27 protein-coding genes and 1 riboswitch are annotated in these 22,421 nt (G+C 44.1%); of the genes, 13 read left to right on the top strand and 14 right to left on the bottom strand.

All coding sequences use genetic code 11. The annotated features are described in order from the left end of the window. Positions 1-6: 6 nt before the first annotated feature. Entirely contained in the window at positions 7-1,197 is a 1,191-nt protein-coding gene (locus tag ACSW3C_RS05515; RefSeq protein WP_486561327.1) for a toxic anion resistance protein, read from the bottom strand. Further along, positions 1,169-1,846 carry a 5-bromo-4-chloroindolyl phosphate hydrolysis family protein gene (locus tag ACSW3C_RS05510; RefSeq protein WP_486561325.1) on the bottom strand — a complete coding sequence of 226 codons (678 nt, stop codon included), beginning with the start codon at positions 1,844-1,846 and terminating at the stop codon, positions 1,169-1,171. The genes ACSW3C_RS05515 and ACSW3C_RS05510 overlap by 29 nt, the downstream gene beginning before the upstream one ends. A gap of 200 nt (positions 1,847-2,046) precedes the next feature. On the opposite strand from ACSW3C_RS05510, the gene ACSW3C_RS05505 reads away from it, so the two are divergent. Together ACSW3C_RS05505 and ACSW3C_RS05500 are read left to right on the top strand one after the other, a co-directional pair. Continuing rightward, positions 2,047-2,364 (top strand): DUF1033 family protein, encoded by a 318-nt coding sequence (locus tag ACSW3C_RS05505; protein WP_486561323.1) that lies wholly within the window; start codon positions 2,047-2,049, stop codon positions 2,362-2,364. 191 nt (positions 2,365-2,555) lie between these two features. After that, positions 2,556-2,756 carry a cold-shock protein gene (locus ACSW3C_RS05500; protein ID WP_238081440.1) on the top strand — a complete coding sequence of 67 codons (201 nt, stop codon included), beginning with the start codon at positions 2,556-2,558 and terminating at the stop codon, positions 2,754-2,756. Between the two features lie 40 nt (positions 2,757-2,796). On the opposite strand, the gene ACSW3C_RS05495 is transcribed toward ACSW3C_RS05500, so the two are convergent. From ACSW3C_RS05495 to ACSW3C_RS05485, 3 genes are all read right to left on the bottom strand, one after another. Next, positions 2,797-3,489, bottom strand: coding sequence for a hypothetical protein (locus ACSW3C_RS05495; RefSeq protein WP_486561322.1), 693 nt, complete (start codon positions 3,487-3,489; stop codon positions 2,797-2,799). Between the two features lie 102 nt (positions 3,490-3,591). Beyond that, on the bottom strand, positions 3,592-5,199 hold the full coding sequence (locus tag ACSW3C_RS05490) for an ABC-F family ATP-binding cassette domain-containing protein (RefSeq protein WP_486561320.1): 1,608 nt from the start codon (positions 5,197-5,199) through the stop codon (positions 3,592-3,594). A 102-nt stretch (positions 5,200-5,301) separates the two neighbouring features. Continuing rightward, positions 5,302-5,556 carry a hypothetical protein gene (locus tag ACSW3C_RS05485; RefSeq protein WP_238081434.1) on the bottom strand — a complete coding sequence of 85 codons (255 nt, stop codon included), beginning with the start codon at positions 5,554-5,556 and terminating at the stop codon, positions 5,302-5,304. A gap of 79 nt (positions 5,557-5,635) precedes the next feature. On the opposite strand from ACSW3C_RS05485, the gene ACSW3C_RS05480 reads away from it, so the two are divergent. Beyond that, on the top strand, positions 5,636-6,820 hold the full coding sequence (locus ACSW3C_RS05480) for an MFS transporter (RefSeq protein WP_486561318.1): 1,185 nt from the start codon (positions 5,636-5,638) through the stop codon (positions 6,818-6,820). Between the two features lie 40 nt (positions 6,821-6,860). Here the strand turns inward: ACSW3C_RS05480 and msrA are convergent, their stop codons facing one another. Together msrA and ACSW3C_RS05470 are read right to left on the bottom strand one after the other, a co-directional pair. Next, positions 6,861-7,397, bottom strand: coding sequence for a peptide-methionine (S)-S-oxide reductase MsrA (gene msrA / locus ACSW3C_RS05475; protein ID WP_486561317.1), 537 nt, complete (start codon positions 7,395-7,397; stop codon positions 6,861-6,863). Positions 7,398-7,533: 136 nt separating this feature from the next. Further along, positions 7,534-7,635 carry a YjcZ family sporulation protein gene (locus tag ACSW3C_RS05470; protein ID WP_238081428.1) on the bottom strand — a complete coding sequence of 34 codons (102 nt, stop codon included), beginning with the start codon at positions 7,633-7,635 and terminating at the stop codon, positions 7,534-7,536. Positions 7,636-7,800: 165 nt separating this feature from the next. Here ACSW3C_RS05470 and ACSW3C_RS05465 point away from each other — a divergent pair, with 165 nt between their 5' ends. Both ACSW3C_RS05465 and ACSW3C_RS05460 read left to right on the top strand, forming a co-directional pair. Further along, complete coding sequence (locus ACSW3C_RS05465) at positions 7,801-8,751, top strand: LCP family protein (protein ID WP_486561315.1); 951 nt, start codon at positions 7,801-7,803, stop codon at positions 8,749-8,751. A gap of 26 nt (positions 8,752-8,777) precedes the next feature. Next, entirely contained in the window at positions 8,778-9,989 is a 1,212-nt protein-coding gene (locus tag ACSW3C_RS05460; protein WP_486561314.1) for an AI-2E family transporter, read from the top strand. A 47-nt stretch (positions 9,990-10,036) separates the two neighbouring features. Here ACSW3C_RS05460 and ACSW3C_RS05455 read toward each other — a convergent pair whose 3' ends face one another. Next, on the bottom strand, positions 10,037-11,014 hold the full coding sequence (locus ACSW3C_RS05455) for a substrate-binding domain-containing protein (protein WP_486561312.1): 978 nt from the start codon (positions 11,012-11,014) through the stop codon (positions 10,037-10,039). Between the two features lie 188 nt (positions 11,015-11,202). Between ACSW3C_RS05455 and modA the strand changes: the two genes are divergently transcribed. From modA to ACSW3C_RS05440, 3 genes are read left to right on the top strand one after another with little or no spacing between them, the layout of a single operon-like run. After that, on the top strand, positions 11,203-11,988 hold the full coding sequence (gene modA / locus ACSW3C_RS05450) for a molybdate ABC transporter substrate-binding protein (RefSeq protein ID WP_486561310.1): 786 nt from the start codon (positions 11,203-11,205) through the stop codon (positions 11,986-11,988). A 17-nt stretch (positions 11,989-12,005) separates the two neighbouring features. Beyond that, a complete protein-coding gene (gene modB / locus ACSW3C_RS05445) occupies positions 12,006-12,698 on the top strand; it encodes a molybdate ABC transporter permease subunit (protein WP_486561308.1) in 693 nt (230 codons plus the stop codon). A gap of 5 nt (positions 12,699-12,703) precedes the next feature. Continuing rightward, positions 12,704-13,357 (top strand): ATP-binding cassette domain-containing protein, encoded by a 654-nt coding sequence (locus ACSW3C_RS05440; RefSeq protein WP_486561517.1) that lies wholly within the window; start codon positions 12,704-12,706, stop codon positions 13,355-13,357. Positions 13,358-13,526: 169 nt separating this feature from the next. Here ACSW3C_RS05440 and ACSW3C_RS05435 read toward each other — a convergent pair whose 3' ends face one another. After that, the gene (locus ACSW3C_RS05435) at positions 13,527-13,937 is read right to left on the bottom strand and encodes a YuzC family spore coat inner layer protein (RefSeq protein WP_486561307.1); all 411 of its coding nucleotides are present in this window, start codon (positions 13,935-13,937) and stop codon (positions 13,527-13,529) included. Between the two features lie 124 nt (positions 13,938-14,061). Here ACSW3C_RS05435 and ACSW3C_RS05430 point away from each other — a divergent pair, with 124 nt between their 5' ends. The 4 genes from ACSW3C_RS05430 to fni all read left to right on the top strand — a co-directional run bounded on the left by ACSW3C_RS05430 (position 14,062) and on the right by fni (position 16,738). Continuing rightward, on the top strand, positions 14,062-14,766 hold the full coding sequence (locus tag ACSW3C_RS05430) for a YwaF family protein (protein WP_486561305.1): 705 nt from the start codon (positions 14,062-14,064) through the stop codon (positions 14,764-14,766). 87 nt (positions 14,767-14,853) lie between these two features. After that, positions 14,854-15,045, top strand: coding sequence for a hypothetical protein (locus tag ACSW3C_RS05425; protein WP_486561303.1), 192 nt, complete (start codon positions 14,854-14,856; stop codon positions 15,043-15,045). A gap of 134 nt (positions 15,046-15,179) precedes the next feature. Then, complete coding sequence (locus ACSW3C_RS05420; RefSeq protein ID WP_486561302.1) at positions 15,180-15,620, top strand: GNAT family N-acetyltransferase; 441 nt, start codon at positions 15,180-15,182, stop codon at positions 15,618-15,620. A gap of 86 nt (positions 15,621-15,706) precedes the next feature. Further along, a complete protein-coding gene (fni, locus tag ACSW3C_RS05415; protein ID WP_486561516.1) occupies positions 15,707-16,738 on the top strand; it encodes a type 2 isopentenyl-diphosphate Delta-isomerase in 1,032 nt (343 codons plus the stop codon). 76 nt (positions 16,739-16,814) lie between these two features. Here fni and ribH read toward each other — a convergent pair whose 3' ends face one another. Genes ribH through ribD form a run of 4 tightly spaced genes read right to left on the bottom strand, consistent with a single transcriptional unit; the run spans position 16,815 to position 20,247 of the window. Then, positions 16,815-17,288: a 6,7-dimethyl-8-ribityllumazine synthase gene (gene ribH / locus ACSW3C_RS05410; RefSeq protein ID WP_486561301.1), complete on the bottom strand. Its 474-nt coding sequence runs from the start codon at positions 17,286-17,288 to the stop codon at positions 16,815-16,817. A gap of 13 nt (positions 17,289-17,301) precedes the next feature. Then, a complete protein-coding gene (locus ACSW3C_RS05405; RefSeq protein WP_486561299.1) occupies positions 17,302-18,495 on the bottom strand; it encodes a bifunctional 3,4-dihydroxy-2-butanone-4-phosphate synthase/GTP cyclohydrolase II in 1,194 nt (397 codons plus the stop codon). A gap of 13 nt (positions 18,496-18,508) precedes the next feature. Further along, entirely contained in the window at positions 18,509-19,162 is a 654-nt protein-coding gene (ribE, locus tag ACSW3C_RS05400) for a riboflavin synthase (protein WP_486561297.1), read from the bottom strand. Continuing rightward, complete coding sequence (ribD, locus tag ACSW3C_RS05395; protein ID WP_486561296.1) at positions 19,147-20,247, bottom strand: bifunctional diaminohydroxyphosphoribosylaminopyrimidine deaminase/5-amino-6-(5-phosphoribosylamino)uracil reductase RibD; 1,101 nt, start codon at positions 20,245-20,247, stop codon at positions 19,147-19,149. Before ribD ends, ribE begins: the two co-directional genes overlap by 16 nt. A gap of 58 nt (positions 20,248-20,305) precedes the next feature. Then, positions 20,306-20,450, bottom strand: a riboswitch (FMN riboswitch). A 255-nt stretch (positions 20,451-20,705) separates the two neighbouring features. Between ribD and ACSW3C_RS05390 the strand changes: the two genes are divergently transcribed. Continuing rightward, positions 20,706-21,803, top strand: coding sequence for an LAGLIDADG family homing endonuclease (locus tag ACSW3C_RS05390; RefSeq protein WP_486561295.1), 1,098 nt, complete (start codon positions 20,706-20,708; stop codon positions 21,801-21,803). Positions 21,804-22,079: 276 nt separating this feature from the next. On the opposite strand, the gene ACSW3C_RS05385 is transcribed toward ACSW3C_RS05390, so the two are convergent. Then, entirely contained in the window at positions 22,080-22,418 is a 339-nt protein-coding gene (locus ACSW3C_RS05385; protein ID WP_486561294.1) for a YolC/YozM family protein, read from the bottom strand. Between the last annotated feature and the right edge of the window lie 3 nt (positions 22,419-22,421).

Below are 22,421 nucleotides of genomic sequence, written 5' to 3'. Positions count from 1 at the left end.
ACCGCCTTATGAAGGGCGGTTTTGTGTTCTTTCATGAACGGAGAGAAGTCTCTGTTTTAATTCTTCTTCCATTCTCGCAATTTCTACTTCAGCAGCTTTCCGCTTCGCACGGCCATCCGCTTGAATGACAAGTGTTTCTTCAATTGTTTGAATTAAGTTTTCCTGTGTTTTCTTCAGTGTATCAATTTCGATAATGCCTCGTTCGTTCTCTTTAGCTGTCTCGATAGAATTAACCTTCAACATTTCCGAGTTTTTCAGAAGGAGATCATTTGTTGTTTTCGTTACAAGCCGCTGCGATTCAACGGCTTTACGCTGACGGTTCAATGTAAGAGCGATGGCAATCTGGTTTTTCCAAAGCGGAATCGATGTCATGATCGATGATTGGATCTTCTCTGCAAGCGTCTGGTTCGTTTGCTGAATCATACGGATTTGCGGTGCGCTTTGAATGGTGATTTGGCGGGATAGCTGCAAATCATACAATCTCTTTTCCAGTCGATCAAGAAACTGTGCCATGTCATTCACTTCTTGAAATGCCATTTGGTCGTTGGATGCTTCTGCTTTTCTTCGCAATTCTGGAATGGTCACATTCGCGATTTCATCCCGTTTCAGTTCTGCTGCAGCAATGTAGACGTTCAAGGCTTGGAAGTAAGTTTTATTTTGCTCGTACAAACTTTCCAGCATGTGGACGTCTTCCAGCAAGCCCCGCTTGGAATGCTCCAATTGTACTCCAATTCGATCGATTTGTGTGCTCAATTTTTGATACTTTGTCATCATCTCTTGAATGGAACGTGTCGCCTTGCTAAATAAACGGCTGAGGCCAGACTTCTTTTTATCGCTCAAATCCTCAGGGTCGATTTCAGAAAGTTTCCCCATCAAATCACTTAGTACATCTCCAACCGGACCGATATCCTTGCTTTGCACGTGGTCCAGCATCTTATGAGAGAAGCGGGATAATTCGTTTTGCGCATTTGCACCATACGTAATGATCGCTTCATAATTGCCTACAGGAATCTGTGCAGCCAATTGTTTTGCCTTTTCCTGCTCTTCTGGTGAAAGGCGGTCCATCAGTTTTACAGAAGTGGATGCGGCAGGTGTTTCCATCTGCATTTCTTTTGGCAGCAATGGTTCGTTAAATGGGTTTTCCAATAGGTCATCAAATGATTTCACTTCATCGATCGTTGATTTGTTTTCTGTCATGAGGCAAGTCTCCTTTCATATGTAGCAACGGCTTATTATGATTCATCGTTACATCGACATAGTCGAGTTCCAACTGAAGCTGCTCAATATCCGTCGCCAGGGCGCTTCGTAAATCTTGCTCTAATTGTTTATTGACGTCATTTAACGTTTCTCTCGTATGCTGGAGCGCCACCCGCAATTCTTGGTCCTTCAGCGGCTGATTCACAAGCATGGAATATTTGGAAGTCAATTCTACAGCAGAATCTAAATGTGAATAGAAGAAACGCTCCACATGGTAAAACTTTTGAGGGTTGCTGCGTACAATGGATAAGATCCGTTTCGCCAGATTGTTCATTTCATATACTTGTTTAAATGCTTGAACGGATCGTACCTGACCATACAGGCTGTTCAATCTCTTGATTTTTCCCTTGGCCTCTGCAATCTGTGTCTTTATATGCTGATATTCAGATCTCGACATGCCGAGTTTTTTAACGTTGGATGAGAGTTGAATTTGTTTGATTGTAAATGTGCCTCCGAGATAAATGGCAATCATCAGGCCTGTTGCAGCAAAGAAATTCATGCCAACTCCCAAAAGGAAGATGAGCCAGGAACCAAAACTGACTGGTGCGGTAATGAAATGTCGAATGAAAAATTGTTTTACTTCTTGCATGGCGCATTCAGGCCTCCTTCTGTATATATAGTAAATACGTTTCAAGGAAAGGAAAGTTTCATCCGCTTAGTACAATTATACCTGATTCCTATCAGGAAAACATTCCTTTTGAATGGTCAATATGAAACGCTTGGATAACGAGAAGGAATTTGCTAAAATGGGGGACATTCACGGCATATGGCGATTGGGGGGGATCTGGAATGTATGAAGTCATCTATATGAAAGCGGATTATGAGCCGTGGTGGATGTTCGACGATTGGAGAAGCATGGTCGTGACATCTCAGTCGTTTGAGTCAAAGGAAGAAGCCAACACGTATTTTCGTGATTTATATAACAAACTTGAGAATGAGCATACATTTAATGAAAAAAGAAAAAATTGTTTTTTTGCGTTTTGGTCAGAATCAGAGAGGGTATATTGTGAAGGGTGCGATGAATGCTTACAACTGTACCATGGGATCATAATACTGCAAGACGGCAATCCGTGCGGTGAAGTTTTGAGCAACAATTCGAATAGTTAATAATGTTATGTTGACTTTATTGAAAAATATGGTATAGTTACAGTAACAATAGAGTGAGATTGACCGAATGAAACGTATTCACGTATTACAAAAAGTGATCGGTGCTCATCGGTACTTTTTGTAATATGTGAATTTTTTCATTGTAGGGAGTTCACGTATTAGTTAAGTATTTATTATTTGGAGGTAGTAGGATGAAACAAGGTACGGTAAAGTGGTTCAACTCTGAAAAAGGCTTCGGATTTATCGAAGTAGAAGGCGAAGATGATGTATTCGTACACTTCTCCGCAATTCAGGGAGACGGATTCAAATCTCTAGACGAAGGTCAACACGTTGAATTTGAAGTAGTAGAAGGCAACCGTGGACTTCAAGCAGCTAACGTTGTAAAACAATAATCTGTCAAACCAAGAGGCGCCTCAAAAGGCTGCCTCTTTTTTACGGTTGTGAGACGGATTCTAATGTTGAGGTCATGACTAGACGTTCCCCATCCGTCGTTTTCATGATGGATTCCCGCTTCACTTCACCGAAACCTTCCACAAAATACTTCTTCACGATATACGCCTTGTTTTCTGCGCCAATGATCGGCTCTGTCGATTGGAGGACGAATGCGTTGTCGAATTTCTTGAAATATGTTTCGACTGGGACACCGGTTTCAACAATTTCCCATTGACCAAATAGCTGCCCTTTCTCAAACGGTTTGTGAAGATAGACGCCGACAGGTTCCATCTTTTTTATTTCATCCAAGGTAGGGAAGTCAGTTGTGGAATCAACTAAATCATAGCTGAGAGTTGTGATTTGTTTTTCGCCGATTTGATAAACATAACGGACAATCGCCTGGCCGTTGCTTTCATGAACTATGACATAATTTTCGTATGGCATCGCAAACTGAACATCAAGCTCAGAAAAATTCTGGCCTTCCCCTCGGAAATGGGCTTTAGCTCCGTCTGCTAGAAAATAATCAAGCAAGCCTTTATCCACTTTCTGCACTCCCTGTGACGACTCATTTGACTTGAGGGGCTTGCCAGAATTACCTGAGTTGTTTGGGACTGTATTCTCTTTTCCTGAAGAACAGCCTGCCATGATAATCGCGAACAAGAAGGCTGTCAGGAAAATAGCAGCTTTTTTCATGCATTCCACTCCTTTTTGTTTAGAATGCCCGAACGAGTACCGATTATCCTACTACAAAAGAAAAACCGCTTTCCAATGAAGGAAAACGGTTTTACAGGACAATTAATTCGAAACAACTTGTTGATCTTTCCACTCTAGGTATTCATCATATTGCATCATTTTATCGAAAATAGTGCCGTCCTCACGGATTTCGATAATCCGATTGGCAACTGTCTGAATGAACTGCTGGTCATGTGACGTGAAGACCATTGCACCTTTGAATGCGATCAATCCATTGTTTAACGCTTGAATGGATTCAAGATCCAAGTGGTTCATCGGTTCGTCAAGCAAAAGAACATTGGCGCTCGTCAGCATCATTTTTGAGAGCATGCAGCGCACTTTTTCGCCACCGGAAAGAACGGAAGGTTTCTTCTTCACTTCTTCACCAGAGAACAGCATGCGTCCGAGGAATCCACGCAAGAAAGTCTCTGTTTGATCCTCAGGGGAGTATTGGCGCAGCCATTCCACAAGAGTCTCTTCCGAACCCTCGAAAAACTCGCTGTTGTCAAGAGGGAAGTAGGCACGAGATGTCGTGACGCCCCATTTGATGGAGCCTTCATCTGGCTGATCCTCTTCTGCCAAAATTTCAAGAAGCGCTGTTTTGGCAAGCGGATTGCCTAGAAGAATGATCTTATCCTCTTTACCCATTGTAAAAGTAGCATCCTTTAGAAGCTGTTTGCCTTCTTTCGACTTGGAAATACCTTGTACGGAAAGCACATCGTTCCCGATTTCACGTCCGATTTGGAAATTAACGAAAGGATACCGGCGGGAAGATGGTCTGATGTCATCCAATTGAATTTTATCCAAGGCTTTCTTGCGCGATGTCGCTTGTTTCGATTTGGATGCGTTCGCACTAAAACGGGCAACGAATGCTTGAAGTTCCTTGATCTTTTCTTCTTTCTTTTTGTTTTGATCCTGTGCCATCTTAAGGGCCAATTGGCTCGATTCATACCAGAAATCATAGTTGCCCGGATAGAGCTGGATTTTAGAGAAATCTAAATCGGCAATTTGCGTACATACTTTATTCAGGAAGTGACGGTCATGGGATACGACGATGACTGTGTTTTCAAAGTTGATTAAAAACTCTTCGAGCCACTGAATCGCTTTCAAGTCAAGATGGTTCGTCGGCTCATCCAGCAAAAGGACATCCGGCTTGCCGAATAAAGCTTGCGCCAAGAGAACTTTCACTTTATCTGAACCAGTTAACTCGGACAATTTTACATGGTGCATGCTTTCGGGTATGCCTAGTCCTTGAAGGAGAATGGCAGCTTCCGACTCAGCTTCCCATCCATTTAGCTCAGCAAATTCACCTTCCAACTCGGCAGCACGCATGCCGTCCTCGTCTGAGAAATCTTCTTTCATGTAAATTGCGTTCTTCTCTGTCATGATGTCATACAGTTTCTTATGGCCCATGATGACTGTATCAAGTACTTCGTTTTCTTCATATTCGAAGTGGTTCTGTTTCAGGACGGCTAACCGCTCATCTTTGTTCATAATGACATTTCCTGTTTGCGGCTCAATTTCGCCAGACAAGACTTTCAAAAATGTTGATTTACCTGCACCGTTCGCTCCGATCAAGCCGTAGCAATGGCCTGGGTTGAACTGTATATTGACATCTTCAAAAAGTTTGCGATCACCAAATTGAAGACTGACATTACTTACTGCTATCATAAATAATCCTCCTAATTTCACAATGCTCCTATTATAGCATGAACCAAGGGGAATAGGGAACGAGGGGCATTGAATTCCAGCGCTTTTCGTCAGAAAAATTCATCAGGAGGAGATCGTTGAATTTCTTAGCCTCTTGCGGTTACGATAGGCTTGCAGCGTGCCCAGCTCTTTGTTAAGCAAGTATTCCATCCGGACGTAATCTTTTGGGGACGGGATTTCATTCACATCTATTCCTGAAGACGAAAATATGAAATAATAATCAGCGACTCTTCGAAACAGGAAGACAGTTGAAGGGTATTTATCAAAAACACATTTGATTTGGTATTTGCGGGCATAAGCCCAATGATCAATCTTCATTTCTATCATCCTTTCACGTGTAATTATACGTGGGAGAGGATGGAAACACAAGTTCGTAAGATGAAGGAGCACTCCCAGAATGACAAAAAGAACACAGACCATCGTTATTATTCTAGGTATTTTTATGGTAGCCATCAATATGAGGCCTGCCATCACTTCTATCGGTCCAATGCTGGACACGATCCGGGATCATTTAGATCTTTCCAATGCGCAAGTCAGCTTGCTCACCTCGCTGCCGGTTCTCTGTATGGGGATATTTGCCTCTTTTGCACCTGTTCTGAATCGAAAGCTCGGGCTTGCCAATTCTGTTTTATTGATGCTTTTTGTAATCGGTCTTCTCACTGCAGTTAGGGGAGTGAACGACAGCTATAGTATTTTGCTGCTGACCGCTTTCGGAATCGGCATTTCCATTGCCATCATCGGACCGTTGCTTTCCGCGATGATTAAACAGAAATTTCCTGAACGCGCCGCTTCTGTCATAAGTGTATACTCATTTGGCATGGGGGTTGGCGCTTCCTTAAGTGCTGGCCTGACCGCATTTGTCTATGAGTCAACAGCATCACATCGGATGGCGCTCGGGATTTGGTCCATTCTGGCTTTACTCGGCATCCTATTTTGGCTGGTGGCAACAAAAGGGGAAATACGCGTACGCCAGCAAACGAAAGAGAACGTCCAAGCCGCCGGAAGTTCACCTTGGAAATCTCCGAGAGCCTGGATTCTACTCTTGTTTTTTGGATTGCAGGCATCGACATTTTTCTCGATTGTTACTTGGTTCGTTCCTGTAGTAACGGACAATGGTTTCACTTTGCTTCAAGCAAGCTCCATGCTCAGCATGATGACGATCATCCAAATCCTGTTCAATTTACTGTTCCCGTTGTTGATCGCTCGTTTCCCGGCACGTCGGTTTTGGCTGCTGACGATTCTTCTGTTTGGTTTAATTGCAATAGGATTTATCGGAACGGGCAGCACGTCGCTGACATGGGTGGGCGCTTTTGTCCTCGGCATCCCTCTTGGCGGGTTATTCCCAATTGCTCTGCTTCTTCCATTGGATGAAACAGAAACGGCCGCCGAAACCAACAGTTGGACTGCCATGATGCAGACAGGTGGTTTTATTATGGCCGGGCTTTTGCCTTTGTTGATTGGCGTTCTCTATGATTTGACGAGCAACCATCAAAATACACTGCTCATCATAGCTGCTTTCTTCCTTCTTATGATCGTCTTAGCCTTCTTAATTGGAAACGGCAAGAAACAAGAGCAAATGTAAAAAGAGCAGGGGCCGGTAGATCGGCTCCCTGCTCTTTCCATTATTTCTCCCAATGTTCCGCAATGAATTCATCCCGGCCTGACTTGGCCCGATCTTCTTCATAATGGTTCTTTTCTTTTCGGTAATAATCCTGGTGATATTCTTCCGCCCGATAAAAACGTTCCGCAGGGCGGATCGGTGTCACGATAGGTTTGTTAAAACGGCCGCTGTTCTGCAAAGCATCCTTCGACTGTTCGGCCAGTTTCTTCTGTTCTTCCGTATGAAAGAAGATAGCAGTGGTATAGGAATGGCCCCGGTCATGGAATTGACCGCCCGCATCTGTCGGGTCCACTTGCTGCCAATACACATCCAGCAATTGCTCATAAGGGAAAACGGCAGGATCGAAAGTGATTTCCACTACTTCCAAATGTCCGGACTCGCCGCCTTTTACGTCTTCATATGTAGGGTTTTCCAAATGACCGCCCATATAGCCTGAAACAACATCAATGATGCCATCCCATTCTTTAAAAGGCTTGACCATGCACCAAAAACAGCCGCCTGCAAATGTTGCCTTCTCCCATGTTGTTTCTGTCGACATGCAACCAACCTCCCATAACTCAATTCTATTTTTATTGTACCATGTTTCTACAGCTGCGCTCATTTTTACATACGAAAACAAGGACGCACCATGCGTCCTTGCAAGAAAAGGCGGTATTTGAATAAATGGTCTCCGATTAACAGATGTAAGCGGCACCCACGATGATCAACAAAATAAATAGGACAACAATTAGCACGAAAGACGAGCCGTATCCTCCTCCGCAGTATTCATTTCCCATATTCAACACCTCCTTTTCTATTATGGTATGCAGATGGATGTGTTCGGGAAGTGATAAATGCCTTGTAGGCATGCGACATGCTATACTATTTTAAAGACGGAACCCGTCCAACCCTCATTCGTCCTACTTTACATACTGAAATTATAGTTCGGAGGAGTCAATTGAATGGAAGAACAATATGAAGGGCCTTTACCACGGAGAAGAAGGAGGAAGAAGCTCCGCATCGGCAGGGTCATTCTGACGCTGTTTATCTTATTCCTCCTCATAGCAAGCTGTTACTCCTATTTGCAATTCAATGCAGGTAAATCGCTCGCAAAGGGACATGAAATTGATCCAGGGCCTTTCAAAGGGGATCTTGCGGATCCAAAAAAACCTTCTGTCGAGAATTTTCTCCTGCTTGGTATAGATGATGATGGCAGCGGACGCTCACGTACAGACACGATGATGGTACTGTCTTGGGATAAAAAAGAGGGAAAGATGCGTCTTATTTCGTTTATGCGGGACATTTACGCTGATATACCCGGGTATAAATCTTACAAGCTGAACACGGCCTATTATTTAGGTGGCGTGCAGACAGCGAAGGATACGATTTCAGGCATGTTCGATCTGCCGATCCACCATTATGCGATCATCGATTTTGATAATTTTGAGTCGATCATCGATACTGCCTTCCCAGACGGCATTGAGATGGATGTGGAGAAAGAGATGTCAGAGAAAATTGGCGTAACGCTTACGCCAGGAACCCATCAGTTAAATGGCAAGGAGTTGCTTGGCTATGCACGTTTCCGTGCAGATGCGGAAGGCGATTTCGGCAGGGTGGCAAGGCAGCAGAAAGTGATCTCTGCAGTCAAAGAAGAGGCGATGCGTCCAGGGATGCTGCTGCATGTGCCAAAACTTGCAGGTTCCGTTTCCGGTTTTATTCAAACGGACTTAAGCACGAAGGATGAACTTACACGAGCCCTTACCGTCCTTATGAATCGCGGAGCAAAAATTGACACGATGACTGTACCGGTGGAAGGCTCCTATTCGTTTAACTCCTATGCACACGCAGGTTCCGTAATCGAACTCGATTTGCAGAAAAATAAAGATGCGATCGCTGAGTTTCTTCAGCAATAGGAATAAACAAGGAGAGGGCAGATGGAATGTTGAACGATCAAAATAAAGCTCAACCAAGCCGCCAAGCAGGCACCCATCGGATCATTGCATTTTTAGGAGGCCGCAGCACATTGTATGTACTCGGCCTTCTTTTGCTCATTGGTCTGATTATTCTTGTCTTCAGTAAAGTCTCGTTTGTGTTTTACCCGATTAAAGTATTTTTCTCTACCGTTGTTTTGCCGATCATCCTGGCGACGATCGCCTATTATATTTTACGGCCCATTTTACGGTTGCTGGAACGGCTTCGCATTCCGAGAGTATGGGGCATCCTCATTATCTTTATCGGTCTCATCGGGCTCATTACATTGCTCGTCGTTCTCGTTTTTCCGTTTTTAAAAGGACAGTTTGCCAACCTGGTCGATGAGTTTCCGACTTATTTTCAGCAGATGGTCATCAAATTGGACGCATTTTTGCGAACTTCAATCTTCTCATCCTACTACGAGGGGTCGAATTTCAACGTTAATACACTGCTGGATAAGGGACTTGGCGATCTCGGCCGAATGGTCACTGAAATGATAGGCGGCATCGCGACCGGCATCACTTCATTTATTTCCATGCTGACTGGCTTTATCCTCGCGATTGCCACTGTCCCGTTCATTCTGTTCTATTTACTAAAGGACGGGGAAAAGCTGCCGGCATTCATTAAAAAATTGCTGCCGCCACGGTTTCGGGATGATGCGGAAGCGATCTTTAAGGATGCGGACCACCAGATCAGCGCCTATATTCAAGGTCAAATTCTTGTCGCTATCTGCATCGGTATCATGGTGTCGATCGGTTTCCAAATCATCGGCATGAAATATGCGTTTTTGCTTGGCGTGCTTGCCATGTTTACGAGTGTCGTACCTTATTTGGGTCCGATTATCGCGATCACACCTGCAGTCATTATCGCCATTGTTACATCACCCTTCATGCTCGTGAAATTAGCCGTCGTATGGACGATTGTTCAATTAGTGGATGGAAAGTTCATTTCGCCGCAAATCATGGGGAAATCATTGAAGATCCATCCGATTACGATTATTTTCGTCCTCTTGTCGGCCGGTTCCTTATTCGGTGTGCCGGGAGTAATTCTTGGTATACCGGGCTACGCTTTGATAAAAGTCGTATTGACGCATCTATTTAAATTGTATAAGTTGCGTTATAACAAGTTTGAATATGATGAAACGATGTATTATGAAGATGTGAAAAAAGAATCAAATTAAAATAAGGAAGCACGTGGTGGAGAATCCTAGCCACCGTGCTTCCTTTTTTATTCTGTCTCATAGATGATTCTGCCCATGGCGGATAAATCGTAGCCGCCTAAGGATTCCAGTTCACTACGAAAGCTTTCTGACTGCAAAATGGAATGAAGTGATTCGCGCAGCGCTGCATTTTCGTCCGTCTTCAACATGACGATATCATACTGTTCCTGAATGAGCGGCACGAAATCTACCCCGGTCAACAATGCCGCTTTTTCAATGCCAACCCCGACATCGGCTTGTCCCGCAGCAACTTTTGCGGCAACAGCAAAATGATTCAGCTCTTCCTTTTCGTATCCGAGGATCGACTTTCCTGAAATCCCCTCCATCCGCAGCTTCTCATCGAGTAACACTCTGGAGCCCGAGCCTTTTTCCCGATTGGCAATCGTCAGACCGGGTGTCTTAAAATCACGCCATCCGCTCAAGCCTTTCGGATTTCCTTTTTGTACATAAAAGCCGGCAGTGCGGAACAGCAGATTGACAACCATATACGAATGGCCAACGAGCAATCGTTTTACATATGGAATATTGTAGGTGCCCGTATCACCATCGAATAAATGGAGGCTGACGACATCGGCCTCTCCGCGGTACATGGACACAAGACTGTTCAAACTGCCCGAAAAAGAGCGCAGCGGACGGTAGCCGCTTGTTCCTTTCTCAATAGCATTTGCGAGCAGATCAAGGCTAATATCCTGGCCGCTTATGATCAATTGATGGGTGGTTCGCGGAAGGGGGGAGACTGGGATCGCTGAAACGGGAGGAGCGGCCGGTGCCTTCACAATTTCCTGTGGCTGATGTTTTCGCTCCGCCTGGCCACTTTTCGAGCTTTCTTTATAAGCGTCCAGATCTTCTTCATCTACCCTCATTTGTCTACCGACACGGTAGGCCCGCAAATCCCCTTTTTTAATTAAATCATATACCGTCAGTTTAGAAACCTTTAACATCTCCGCAATTTCTTCTGTCGTATAGGAAGCCGTGTGATTGTTCATTCTCCCATCCTCCTTCCGGCCCTATGAAAAACTGGTGTATAATCTCATTCTCTATCATTTCCTATGCAAAAGCAAAGAGAACAGTCTAATAATATGTAAATTCATTTAATTATAAGTAGATATAATTAGATATAATATGTTATAAATGATGTGTTGTAGTTACATATAATGATAGGGAGTGGGATATAATGCGAAGAATTCTGTTTTTCTTATTCATGAGTTGCTGTTTTATATGGCTGGGGGCTTGCGGCAAAGATACCGTAGAAAACGATCGAGCAGCATCAGAGCGGAGCGAAATCATGGTATCCGCCGCTGCAAGTTTGACAGACGCCTTGACAGAATTGCAAACGACATTTGAAAATGAACATACAGATATTAAAGTGAATTTTAATTTTGGCAGTTCCGGTAAACTGGCAACTCAAATTGAAAATGGAGCACCTGCCGATATTTTTTTATCTGCCAGCGAACAGGATATGGACAGGCTGGAGAAGTCCGATTTGATTGATCCAGACAGCCGGATCAATTTCACGAAAAATACATTGGTATTGATTGCAAACGAGGATGCGAAAGACAGTGCCGTCTCATTTGAAGATATGAATCCTTCTACGTTGCAACATTTTGCGATTGGGGATCCGGAAAGCGTGCCGGCCGGCCGCTATTCCAAAGAAGTGCTTGATAGGCTCGGACTATGGAAGCCGCTTCAAGGCAAACTTGTCTACGGGTCGGATGTCCGGCAAGTGCTGACCCATGTGGAAATGGGCAACGCGGATTACGGCATTGTTTATTCCAGTGATGCGGCTATTTCTAAGCAGGTGAAAGTGCTCGCGTCCGCTGATGAATCCTGGCACACGCCTATCGTGTATCCTGGAGCGGTCATCTCAGAAACAAAACACGCAGATCAAGCACAGGCATTTCTTGACTTTCTACAGGGGGAAGAAGGCCAAGCAGTCCTTCGTAAATACGGTTTTCAATAAGAGGGGAGGTGCTGGTGTTGGCACCCGCGGATTACACACCTTTGATCTTATCGCTAAAAGTGGCGGCAATTTCTACGACAATTGTTTTCATTACAGGCATCTTTTTTGCTCATTTATTTGCAAGAAAGCAATTCTTCGGTAAGAGTATCATCGAATCTTTCTTTTTACTGCCGCTCGTCCTGCCGCCAACTGTTGTCGGTTTCGGTCTGCTGTTATTATTCGGGAAGAATGGATGGCTGGGCAAATGGCTGCTCCAGTGGTTTGACGTTCAAATCGTCTTTTCCTGGATTGGAGCTGTCATCGCTTCCGTTGTCGTCTCCTTCCCCTTAATGTATCAAAGCGCTGCTGCGGCATTCGAGAATGTGGACGGACGCCTGGAAAATGCCGCCAGGACAATGGGGGCCTCTAATTGGCGTGTCTTTTGGACGATCGCCTTCCCGCTTGCATGGCCCGGACTGCTTGCGGGACTTGTCCTGTCATTTGCAAGAGGACTGGGAGAATTCGGAGCGACGCTCATGCTCGCAGGCTACATACCGGGAAAAACAGATACGATTCCAATGGCGATTTATTTTGCTGTCGAGTCGGGGCATATGGAACAAGCCACTTTCTGGGTCATCATAATTGTGGCGCTCGGTTTCAGTACGATCACCTGGCTGAATTGGTGGAGCAAACGAAATATGAGACGGTTTGCAAATGAGAAGGGCAGGTGAAACAAGTGTTGGACGTACAGATACAAAAAAAGCTCTCCCATTTCGAGTTGGATGTAACATTTACTGCAGATCATGAGATAGTTGTCCTATTTGGCCCCTCTGGATCAGGCAAGACAACCATTTTAAATTGTTTGGCGGGACTGGATCAGCCGGACAATGGAAGCATTCATTTAGGAGGCAGATTATTGTATGGCGAAGGGAAATCGATTCCGGTCCAAAAAAGGAAGGTCGGTTATCTGTTTCAAGACTATGCGTTGTTTCCTCACATGTCTGTGGAAAAAAATATTTGGTACGGGGTGCCGAAAAAAGACCGCCCGAACAAAAGGGACATTATTCAACAGCTGCTTGATGTATTAGGTATCCATCATTTAATCAAGAAGTACCCACACCAAATATCGGGCGGCGAAAAACAGCGTGTCGCGCTTGCCCGGGCTCTTGCCACTGAACCCTCATTGCTGCTCCTTGACGAACCGTTATCCGCACTCGACGAAGAGACACGGCTTCAGTGCCAAGATGAATTGCTTCGGCTTCACCAATTGTGGAAAGGCGTGCCTTTCCTGATTGTCACTCACGATCGGCAAGAGGCAGAGAAACTAGGGGATCGAATTCTGCATTTAAAACGTGGAAAGTTGATTGACGAATGGGAGAAGGAACGATAAATTGAAAATAGCTATAATTCTGTGTGCGAAACGACAAAGACCTCCAACTGATTTTGCAGGAATGGAGGTCTTTTTTATTACATTGCCGCTAGCAGTACTGCAATCCTTCAGCCATTTACATAGCTATTCAGCATTGAATATCCAGTACTTTACGACGGTACTAACTTTATTACCAGCCTAAGTTCATGCGCAGACGACAGCAGCTGCTTTGCGAATCATTGTTCGCAAAATCAATCCGAAGGCCGTCTGGTGTGTAAAGCAGCTGGTACGAGATGGTGACGCCTGTAGAACGGATGAGTCGGTCAACTTCCCCTTGGTTTGAAGCCTGTGCCGCTTCTTTCAGCTGTCGAGCAAATTCATCTGACGCAATCACTTTGCCAGTAAACAGATCGGCCTGCTTCATAATCTCACGGAACCTGCGAGCGGATAAGTTGAATTGCTTTATATCGACTGGCGGGAAGGGATCTCGCTGACCACCCGGTGGCTGTATGGCCATGTGTGCAGGGGTATAAGCAACGAGATTTGGATGTGGAACACGCTGCACAGTATAAGGCACAAAGGGATATGGATAGAAAGCCATAGGAATTCCTCCTATCACGGAATCTTCTTTAGCATATGATACCGATTGAGATTTCGTGTTTGAGAACTTCCGTGCAGGAAAAGCGTCTAGTAGGTAAGATCAATTGCAGGTGAGGGTGAAGATTTTGCAAACGAATGAATTTACGATGTTTTCCGCAGTGCATATTAGTGTAATCATCATTTTCTTCATTTTGGTCGGGTGCCTATTTGCAAGTAGGCATCGTTTGCGGGATCGAGTGACGAATTTGCGAGGGGCGGAACGTTCGTTCGCTATCGTTTTATTTGCTCTTGAAGTTGGATTTCATTTATGGATGGCCGGGACAGGAAGGTGGCGGCTGCAGGATTCATTACCAGTAGAACTGTGCAGCATTTCATTGCTCGCGACTATTATCTTGCTTTGGTCCGGCAAGCGTTCGATTGCGAATTTCGTCATCTTTGCAGGCATCGCTGGGGCACTTCAAGCATTGATTACTCCGGTATTAGACTTGAATTTCCCTCACTTCCGATTTTTTCACTTTTTCGTTACGCATATGGGAATCATCCTGACCGGCTTGTACTTTGTCTGGGTGCGAGGTTATTCGCCGACCTTGCGCGGCGTCTTTCAGGCATTGCTGATGTTAAATATTCTTTTGCCCTTCATCCTCTTCATTAATAAAAGAGTGGAAGGCAATTATATGTTCTTGTCACGCAAACCAGTGAATGGAAGTTTACTTGATTATTTAGGTCCTTATCCTTGGTATATTGTCTCCCTTGAAGCTGTTGCCCTTGGCATGTTTTTAATCATTTGGCTGCTGCTGAGAGAGAAAAGCAAGAGGCAACTTTCTGACTGAATTTACATGCTATTTCCTTTTTTGACTGGACAGAGGATTTCAATCAATGGTAAAATCTATTAACCAAGCACGAGGGAGGAAGCCCGTATGTCAACTACCCCAAACAATCAAGAAAAAACAAAGATGAGTTTAAAAGACGCTGTGAAACAGCAGTTGGAAGCGAAGAAAAACAAAGCCAATCCAAACCGTTCCACAGGAAACTCGATTCAGCAAACACCGAAAATGAAAAGCCAGCAAGCGAAAAAAGTATCGCAATCCCGCAGAAAGATGGGCGTGTAATGTAACCGGAGCTCGACATCAAGCTTTTTAACGGATAATAAAAGACAGAACAAAGCGACGGATAAACGACACGTTTTCTCGTCGCTTTGTATGTTTACCGATCAATGAACAACGGCAAGCGATTCAGAAGGGGTATGATAACAGTGAACGAACGGATCTTCGAACTGCAGTCAGTAGAGGAGTTGCTAAAAGGGTTCCCGGTTATGCGTCAACTGCGGACTCATCTATCAGAGGAATCGTATCTCCCACTTGTTTTGGAAGCACAAGAAAAAATGAGCTACCGGCAGCACGCGTTGCTCATCGATGGCCAAATCGTTTCGATCATCGGCTGGATGCCGATGACTACACTTTATTATGGCAATTATATTTGGATTTGTGACCTTGTGACGGACGCTTCTTTCCGCTCCCATGGCTATGGAGAAATGCTGCTGGATTTTATACAAGAATTATCTCATGAAATGGGCTATGGCACTGTTGCTTTATCTTCGGGACTAGGGAGAACAGAGGCTCATCGTTTCTATGAAGAAAAAATGGGATATGAGAAAGTGAGTTATGTTTTTAAACGAGAACAGTAACAAGTCATTTAGGTGAATAAAAGCAGGCAATCGCCTATACTGATAGTGGGCCAGAAATGAATGGGTGGCGGGAAGGCGGAAGAGATGTGACAGAGGCAATCCATAAACGAAAGTCGGAACATATTAGCATCACCTTAAACGAGAAAGTGACAGGCACAAACATTACGACCGGGTTCGAACGGGTCGGGTTCATACATAATGCATTACCGGAATTGGATTTTGAATCGATTCAATTAAGTAGTTCTTTTGTGAATCGACCATGCGCAAAACCATTCCTTATTAGCTCCATGACAGGCGGCGCTGCGTTTGCCGAGACCATTAACCGAAATTTGGCAATCGCTGCGGAAGAGCAAGGCTGGATACTAGCATTAGGCTCCATGCGTGCGTTAATCGAAAGTGAACAGCACAGAGAATCCTTTCAGGTAAGAAAGTACGCGCCAAATGTGCCGATTATCGCGAATCTCGGGGCCGTTCAGCTTAACTATGGATTTGGTGAGGAAGAATGCATGCGGATTATTGAAATGAGCGAAGCAGATGCGCTAGTCCTTCATCTAAACAGCATCCAGGAAGTGATCCAATCGGATGGCAATACGAATTTTAAATCGCTGCTTCAAAAAATTGAGCTCTTATGCAAATCGTTGTCCGTGCCCGTCGGCGTAAAAGAAGTCGGATGGGGAATTGACGGGGAAACAGCAAAGAGATTATGCGATGCAGGGGTTCAATTCATTGACGTTGCAGGCGCCGGCGGCACGTCCTGGAGCCAGGTGGAGAAATTCAGGTCGGACGATGCAATAAAACGCAAGGCGGCTGAGACATTCAGCGGGTGGGGCATCCCGACGGCAGAAAGCATCGTAGCTGTCCGTCAGCATGCAGGAGATGCACAAACTGTCATCGGCAGTGGCGGCATGCACACGGGGTTAGACGCAGCAAAGGCAATTGCTCTCGGCGCAGATCTCGTTGGTTTCGGGAAATCGATTTTGAAAGAAGCAACAGAATCGGTTGATGAAGTACTACGAGTCATGCAAACGATCGAGCTGGAATTAAAGATGGCTATGTTTGGAATCGGTGTTTCCTCGATAGACGAGCTGCAACAAACTGATCGTGTTTATTTCAATTGAAAAACGATAAGAAAATAGATAAAGAAGACAGCCGTTTCCATGTGAAATGACTGTCTTCTTTCTTTAGAATTTCACCTTACTGTTTTGCTACCTGTTTCATCAGATTACCCATTTCAATGGCCGAGGTGCCAGCATCCCAGCCTTTGTTTCCGACTTTCGTGCCAGCTCTCTCAACCGCTTGTTCAATGGAATCGGTCGTAATGACCCCAAAAATCACTGGGACCCCTTCCGATAGATTAATTGAGGAAATCCCTTTTGCCACTTCATTGCATACGTAGTCGAAGTGGGGAGTAGACCCTCTGATAACTGTACCTAACGCAATAATGGCGTCATACTTTTTGGAAGCAGCCAACTGTTTTGCGACAAGGGGTATTTCGAACGCACCTGGCACCCAAGCGACGTCCACATCTTCTTGTTCTACACCGTGTCTTCGCAGTGCATCTTCCGCACCGCTCAACAGTTTTCCAGTGATGAATTCATTAAAGCGTGAAACAACAATTGCTATTTTTAATCCGGTTCCTATTAAATGGCCTTCATATGTTGTACCCATTTCAAATTCCTCCTCAAGCTTTCAGCAAATGACCTAGTTTTTGTTTTTTCGTTTCCATGTAGACGCTGTTTTCTTTCCGTACAGGCAATTCGATTGAGATACGCTCGTCAACCGTAATTCCGTATGTGGCTAAGGCATTTATTTTCCGAGGGTTGTTTGTCATCAGATTAATCTTTGTAACCCCTAAATTCTTTAGTATTTGTGCACATTGGAAATAATCCCGTTCATCATCTTTGAAGCCAAGCTTCTCATTCGCTTCTACCGTATCCATGCCTTGTTCCTGTAATTGATACGCCTTGAATTTATTCACAAGTCCAATGCCGCGGCCTTCCTGACGCATATAAAGCAAAATGCCTGTCCCAGCGTCTTCGATCTGGCGAAGAGCAGCTTGCAGCTGGGTACCGCAATCACATCGGTAGGATCCGAAAATGTCTCCGGTCATACATTCAGAATGGATACGGACGAGAGGGGCATCCACCTCATCTGGTTTGCCTTTTACCAGCGCTACATGTTCACGGCCCGTCAATGTTTCGACATACGCTGTCGCTTTAAAGTGGCCGAACGATGTGGGCAAGTCGATATCGACAATGCGTTCAATGAGTTTGTCTTGTTTTTTACGGTAGGCGATCAATTGTTCGATCGTCAGAATCACGAGATCGAAGCGTTGAGCAAGTTCAGTTAGCTGGTTTCCACGAGCCATCGATCCATCTTCGTTCATAATTTCACAAATGACACCCGCTTTTTTTGAACCGGCAAGCATTGCCAAATCGACCGCTGCCTCTGTATGGCCAGCCCTTAGCAGGACACCGCCATTGTTCGCAATGAGCGGAAAGATATGTCCCGGTTGTCTGAAATCAGAAAGGGAAGCATGTGGTTCTATCATCTTCATGATCGTCTTCGACCGTTCAAAAGCAGAGATACCGGTATGGGAGCCAACATGATCTATACTTACCGTGAAAGCGGTCCCGTGGGTGTCTGTATTTCTTTGAACCATAGGAGCTAATCCAAGCTGTTGCGCCAGTGACTCTGCAACAGGTACACAAATTAATCCACGTCCTTCTGTTGCCATGAAATTGATCATTTCAGGTGTGGCAAATTCAGCAAGCGCTACAAAATCGCCTTCATTCTCGCGGTCTTCATCATCAACAACGATAATCGGTTTACCGCGTTTCAATTCATCAATTGCTATTTCAACTGTTGTATACATTGGCATCTTGTCCTCACTTTAGAAATCCGTTAGCGGCTAACACGTCCATTGACAAGCCGCCTCCCGGTGTCTCGTGATGTCGTTTGAAGAGTAATTGATCCATATATTTAACGAGCATGTCGCATTCGATATTTACATTGGATCCGACCTTTTTTCGGCCGATTTGTGAATCCTTTTGTGTTGCAGGAATTAAAGAGATCGTAAACGTATCGTCCCTAACTGCAAATATAGTAAGTGATGTGCCGTCAATTGTAATTGATCCTTTTTCCATAATGTAAGGCAGCAGCTCATGCTGCGTACGAATCTCCAAATAGACCGCATTCGATGCAGGCTTGATTGATACAATTTCACCGACCTGATCCACATGGCCGGAGACAAAATGGCCGCCAAAACGTCCATTTGCTGAAATGGCACGTTCCAGATTCACCTGGGTGCCAGTTTTCATTGACGAAAGGGTAGTGGAAGCAAATGTTTCCGGCATGACATCTGCTCTGAAAAAGGTGGATGTAAATTCAACAACCGTAAGACAAACACCGTCCACTGCGATGCTATCTCCTTTGTGTACGTCTTCCAGCACTTTTTTGCAATGGATTGCCAATTGCATAGAATGAGTGCCTCTTTTTATTTCTTGTAAGACGCCAATTTCTTCTACTATCCCAGTGAACAAGGAGGTGACACCTCCTTTGAAAAGATGGCGTGCAATCGGATATCAGTTCCGATTTGTTTCGTCGAAAGGATATGCACAATCTCAGATTCGGAGATAGACGATCTTTCGTTATTTTCGAATAGGGAAGGGCCATTGCCTACTAACTTTGGCGCTATATACAAGTAAAGTTCATGTGCAAGTCCCTGGTCGATAAAACTTGAATGGACGTGGCTGCCGCCTTCTACAAGGACAGTCATGATCCCCATTTTGGCAAGACGAACCAATACTTCTGTCAGAAAGTCTGCATGTTCGGGAATTGCTTCTACACGAACAAGCGGGAATTCGTTAAAAGAGTCCATGCCTTTTGCGTTAGCCAGTGTAAAAAGGATCGTTTGTGATGCGCCGTCTGTTATGACATGCGCGGTTTTTGGCGTCCGGAGACGTCGATCTAAAATAATTCGAATTGGATTCTTTCCACCATGGGGCAAACGGGTGGTGAGGAAAGGGTTATCTTGAAGAATAGTTTGTACGCCAACCAGTATTGCGTCATGGGTGTGGCGGAGGTAATGGACATCCAGTCTTGCTTGCTCAGATGTGATCCATTTGCTGTCCCCATGCTGCGTTGCTAATCGGCCATCCAATGTGGCGGCAGCCTTTAGCGTGACGTACGGCTTTTGATGTTGAATATAATGAAAAAATGCCCGGTTACTGAAATCTGCCTCTTCGTTCGGAATCATCGTTACTTCAATACCTGCATCTCGAAGAAGCCCGATGCCTTTGCCGCTGACGGCCGGATTCGGGTCAATCGATGCTACGAAAACACGGCGTATACCGCTCGCAATAATGGCCTCAGTGCATGGAGGCGTTTGGCCAGTATGGGCGCAAGGCTCCAAAGTCACATAAAGGTCGGCGCCTTCAGCCAATTTTCCTGCCATTCGCAGTGCGTGGACTTCGGCATGCGGCGTTCCAGCCTTCATATGAAAGCCAGTACCGACAACTTGTCCATTGGCAACACAAACAGCCCCGACAATTGGGTTCGGAGAGGTTTGCCCAGTGGCGGTGCGTGCCAACTGGACTGCAAGCTTCATATAATCATTATGTTCCATGTCATTCCCCCTCTCAAATTAGAAAGGGCAGATCATTAAGGGCATGCAGCAATCGATACAAAAACTTCTCCCATCCAGACTATACTGTCGGTGCCGGAGTTACACCAGCTCCACCGTTTCCAAGTGGAAAACGGGTCACGGACTGACGAGCCATACGCTCGATCACCGCCGGTAAGGAATTTCACCTTGCCCCGAAGATTTGTACAATTGTGCGGAATAACCGTAACATAGAAAAATAGAGGCTGCCAATCCATTAAATGGCCTAGGCATGGAAAAAGGGGAGATAGACCCTTTTTAGTGATACGATTGTCCTTGGGTACTTATTTTTTGTGTTTCACAACATCTCTCTGTAATCAGAAAGATGTATGTATCAAATTGCAACTTTACAGTTTATTTAGCTAGTAATACGAACATGTATTCTATATAATAGAAATAACAATAACTAAAGGAAGAGTGATATGACAAGGATTAAAGGGATAACAGACCAAAGAATAATTGAACTGTATGAAAGCGGTATGAGTTACAAAGAGATGTGCCAGCTTGTAGGTCTTTCGGATAGGGCGATACGGAATGTGCTGAGTAAACATGGAATCCAAATGCGTCCAACAGGTCGTCCGAGAATTCATCAGGTTAATGAGGATTTCTTTAAGAGGTGGACACATGAAATGGCGTGGGTACTGGGTCTTTTTATGACTGATGGACATGTTAATAAAGATTTACACTCTGTTTATCTGGCTCAAAAAGATGTCACGATTTTGCAAAAGGTGGCAACTCTCATGGAAGCTGCTGAAGTAATTGCGGAGCCAACAGGCACTCGAAAAACACATATGTTGATTATTAATTCGAAAGTGATAAAATCTGATCTTGAAAAGCTTGGAATCACGCCGAATAAATCAAGAAGTGTTAGATTTTCTGATATTCCAGTTGAATTTCTTCCAGCTTTTGTACGCGGAGTTATTGATGGAGATGGATGGGTTCAAAAAGAAGGATATCAAATGAATATCACCACAGCTAGCGAGTCATTCGCCAAATCTCTTATTGATGTTTTTAGAGCTTGGGATCTTATGCCGACGTGTGAAATGCGATTTAGCGACTTGAAACGTCCATACTTCAGAATAGCTGTTAGTGGAAAAGTACAAATAATTAATTTGGCGGAAATTGTATATTCGAGCTCAACCGACTTATGTGTACGGTCCAAAAAAGATCGGATGTTATTACATGCTAACGGCAAACCAATTGCTAAGCCATATGAGACGATACATGGCAGATTGAGATTTAGAACAACGATTAGCAATGCAATTTTGCTGGAGCTAAAAAACATAGCAGCCGAACGTGAAATGCATATTAATCACATACTAGAAGATTGTCTAGAGGAAATGCTGCATAAAACAAATGGAGTTATCACTTACGAAAAATCATGTCGACCAAAAGATCGAGTGCAATATAAAACAACTTACAAGAAAACACTACTTGAGCGTGTTCGTAGATGTGCAAAGGAAAATAATTTGAACATCAATGATGTAATTGAATACAGCACTAGATTTCATAATTATTGAGGCGACTGGTATGATAGGCGATACGTAGTAGGCCTCTTTTTTTCTTTTTATTTTTAGTTTACATAATATAAATTATAGGAAGTTGAGTATCATTGATAAGTATACTTGAAACATTGAGATAAAATATATTTTTTACATAGACAGCATATCATCTTTAAGTCAATATATATCTTGATTTCAAAAACCAATTTAACATTAGAATATTGATTATCAAAAGCCAAACTCCAATTTATTTTCAGCAGGAATTTGGCTTTTGATCTAAAAATATCTAGTCATTTATAAACCGATTTTCGCTTTTCCTGTGCATTCTTCATAAATTCCCACGTGTTTTCTGAATACTGATACACAACAAGTTTGAAGTGTGCTAAATCTTCCTTGGATAAGTTGTTTTTTTAAATAACTTTCAACCTCTGTTATGTCTTTTTCATCGTAAACTGACACATCTAGCACAGGGTCAGTGTCACCGATCATTGTACTTTGAACATTATATTTATCCCATAAGGAGTCCATCACCGCCACTGTACTGTACCGTTCTTTTTGCATTAAGCCAAATAGTACAATTCCTATGATGGCACATGCCAAAATGAATATTCCAACCGTTGTTTTTAATTTCATTTT

It is taken from the genome of Sporosarcina sp. AD_1 (assembly GCF_057373025.1).
This window is presented reverse-complemented; position numbering and strand designations above follow the sequence as displayed.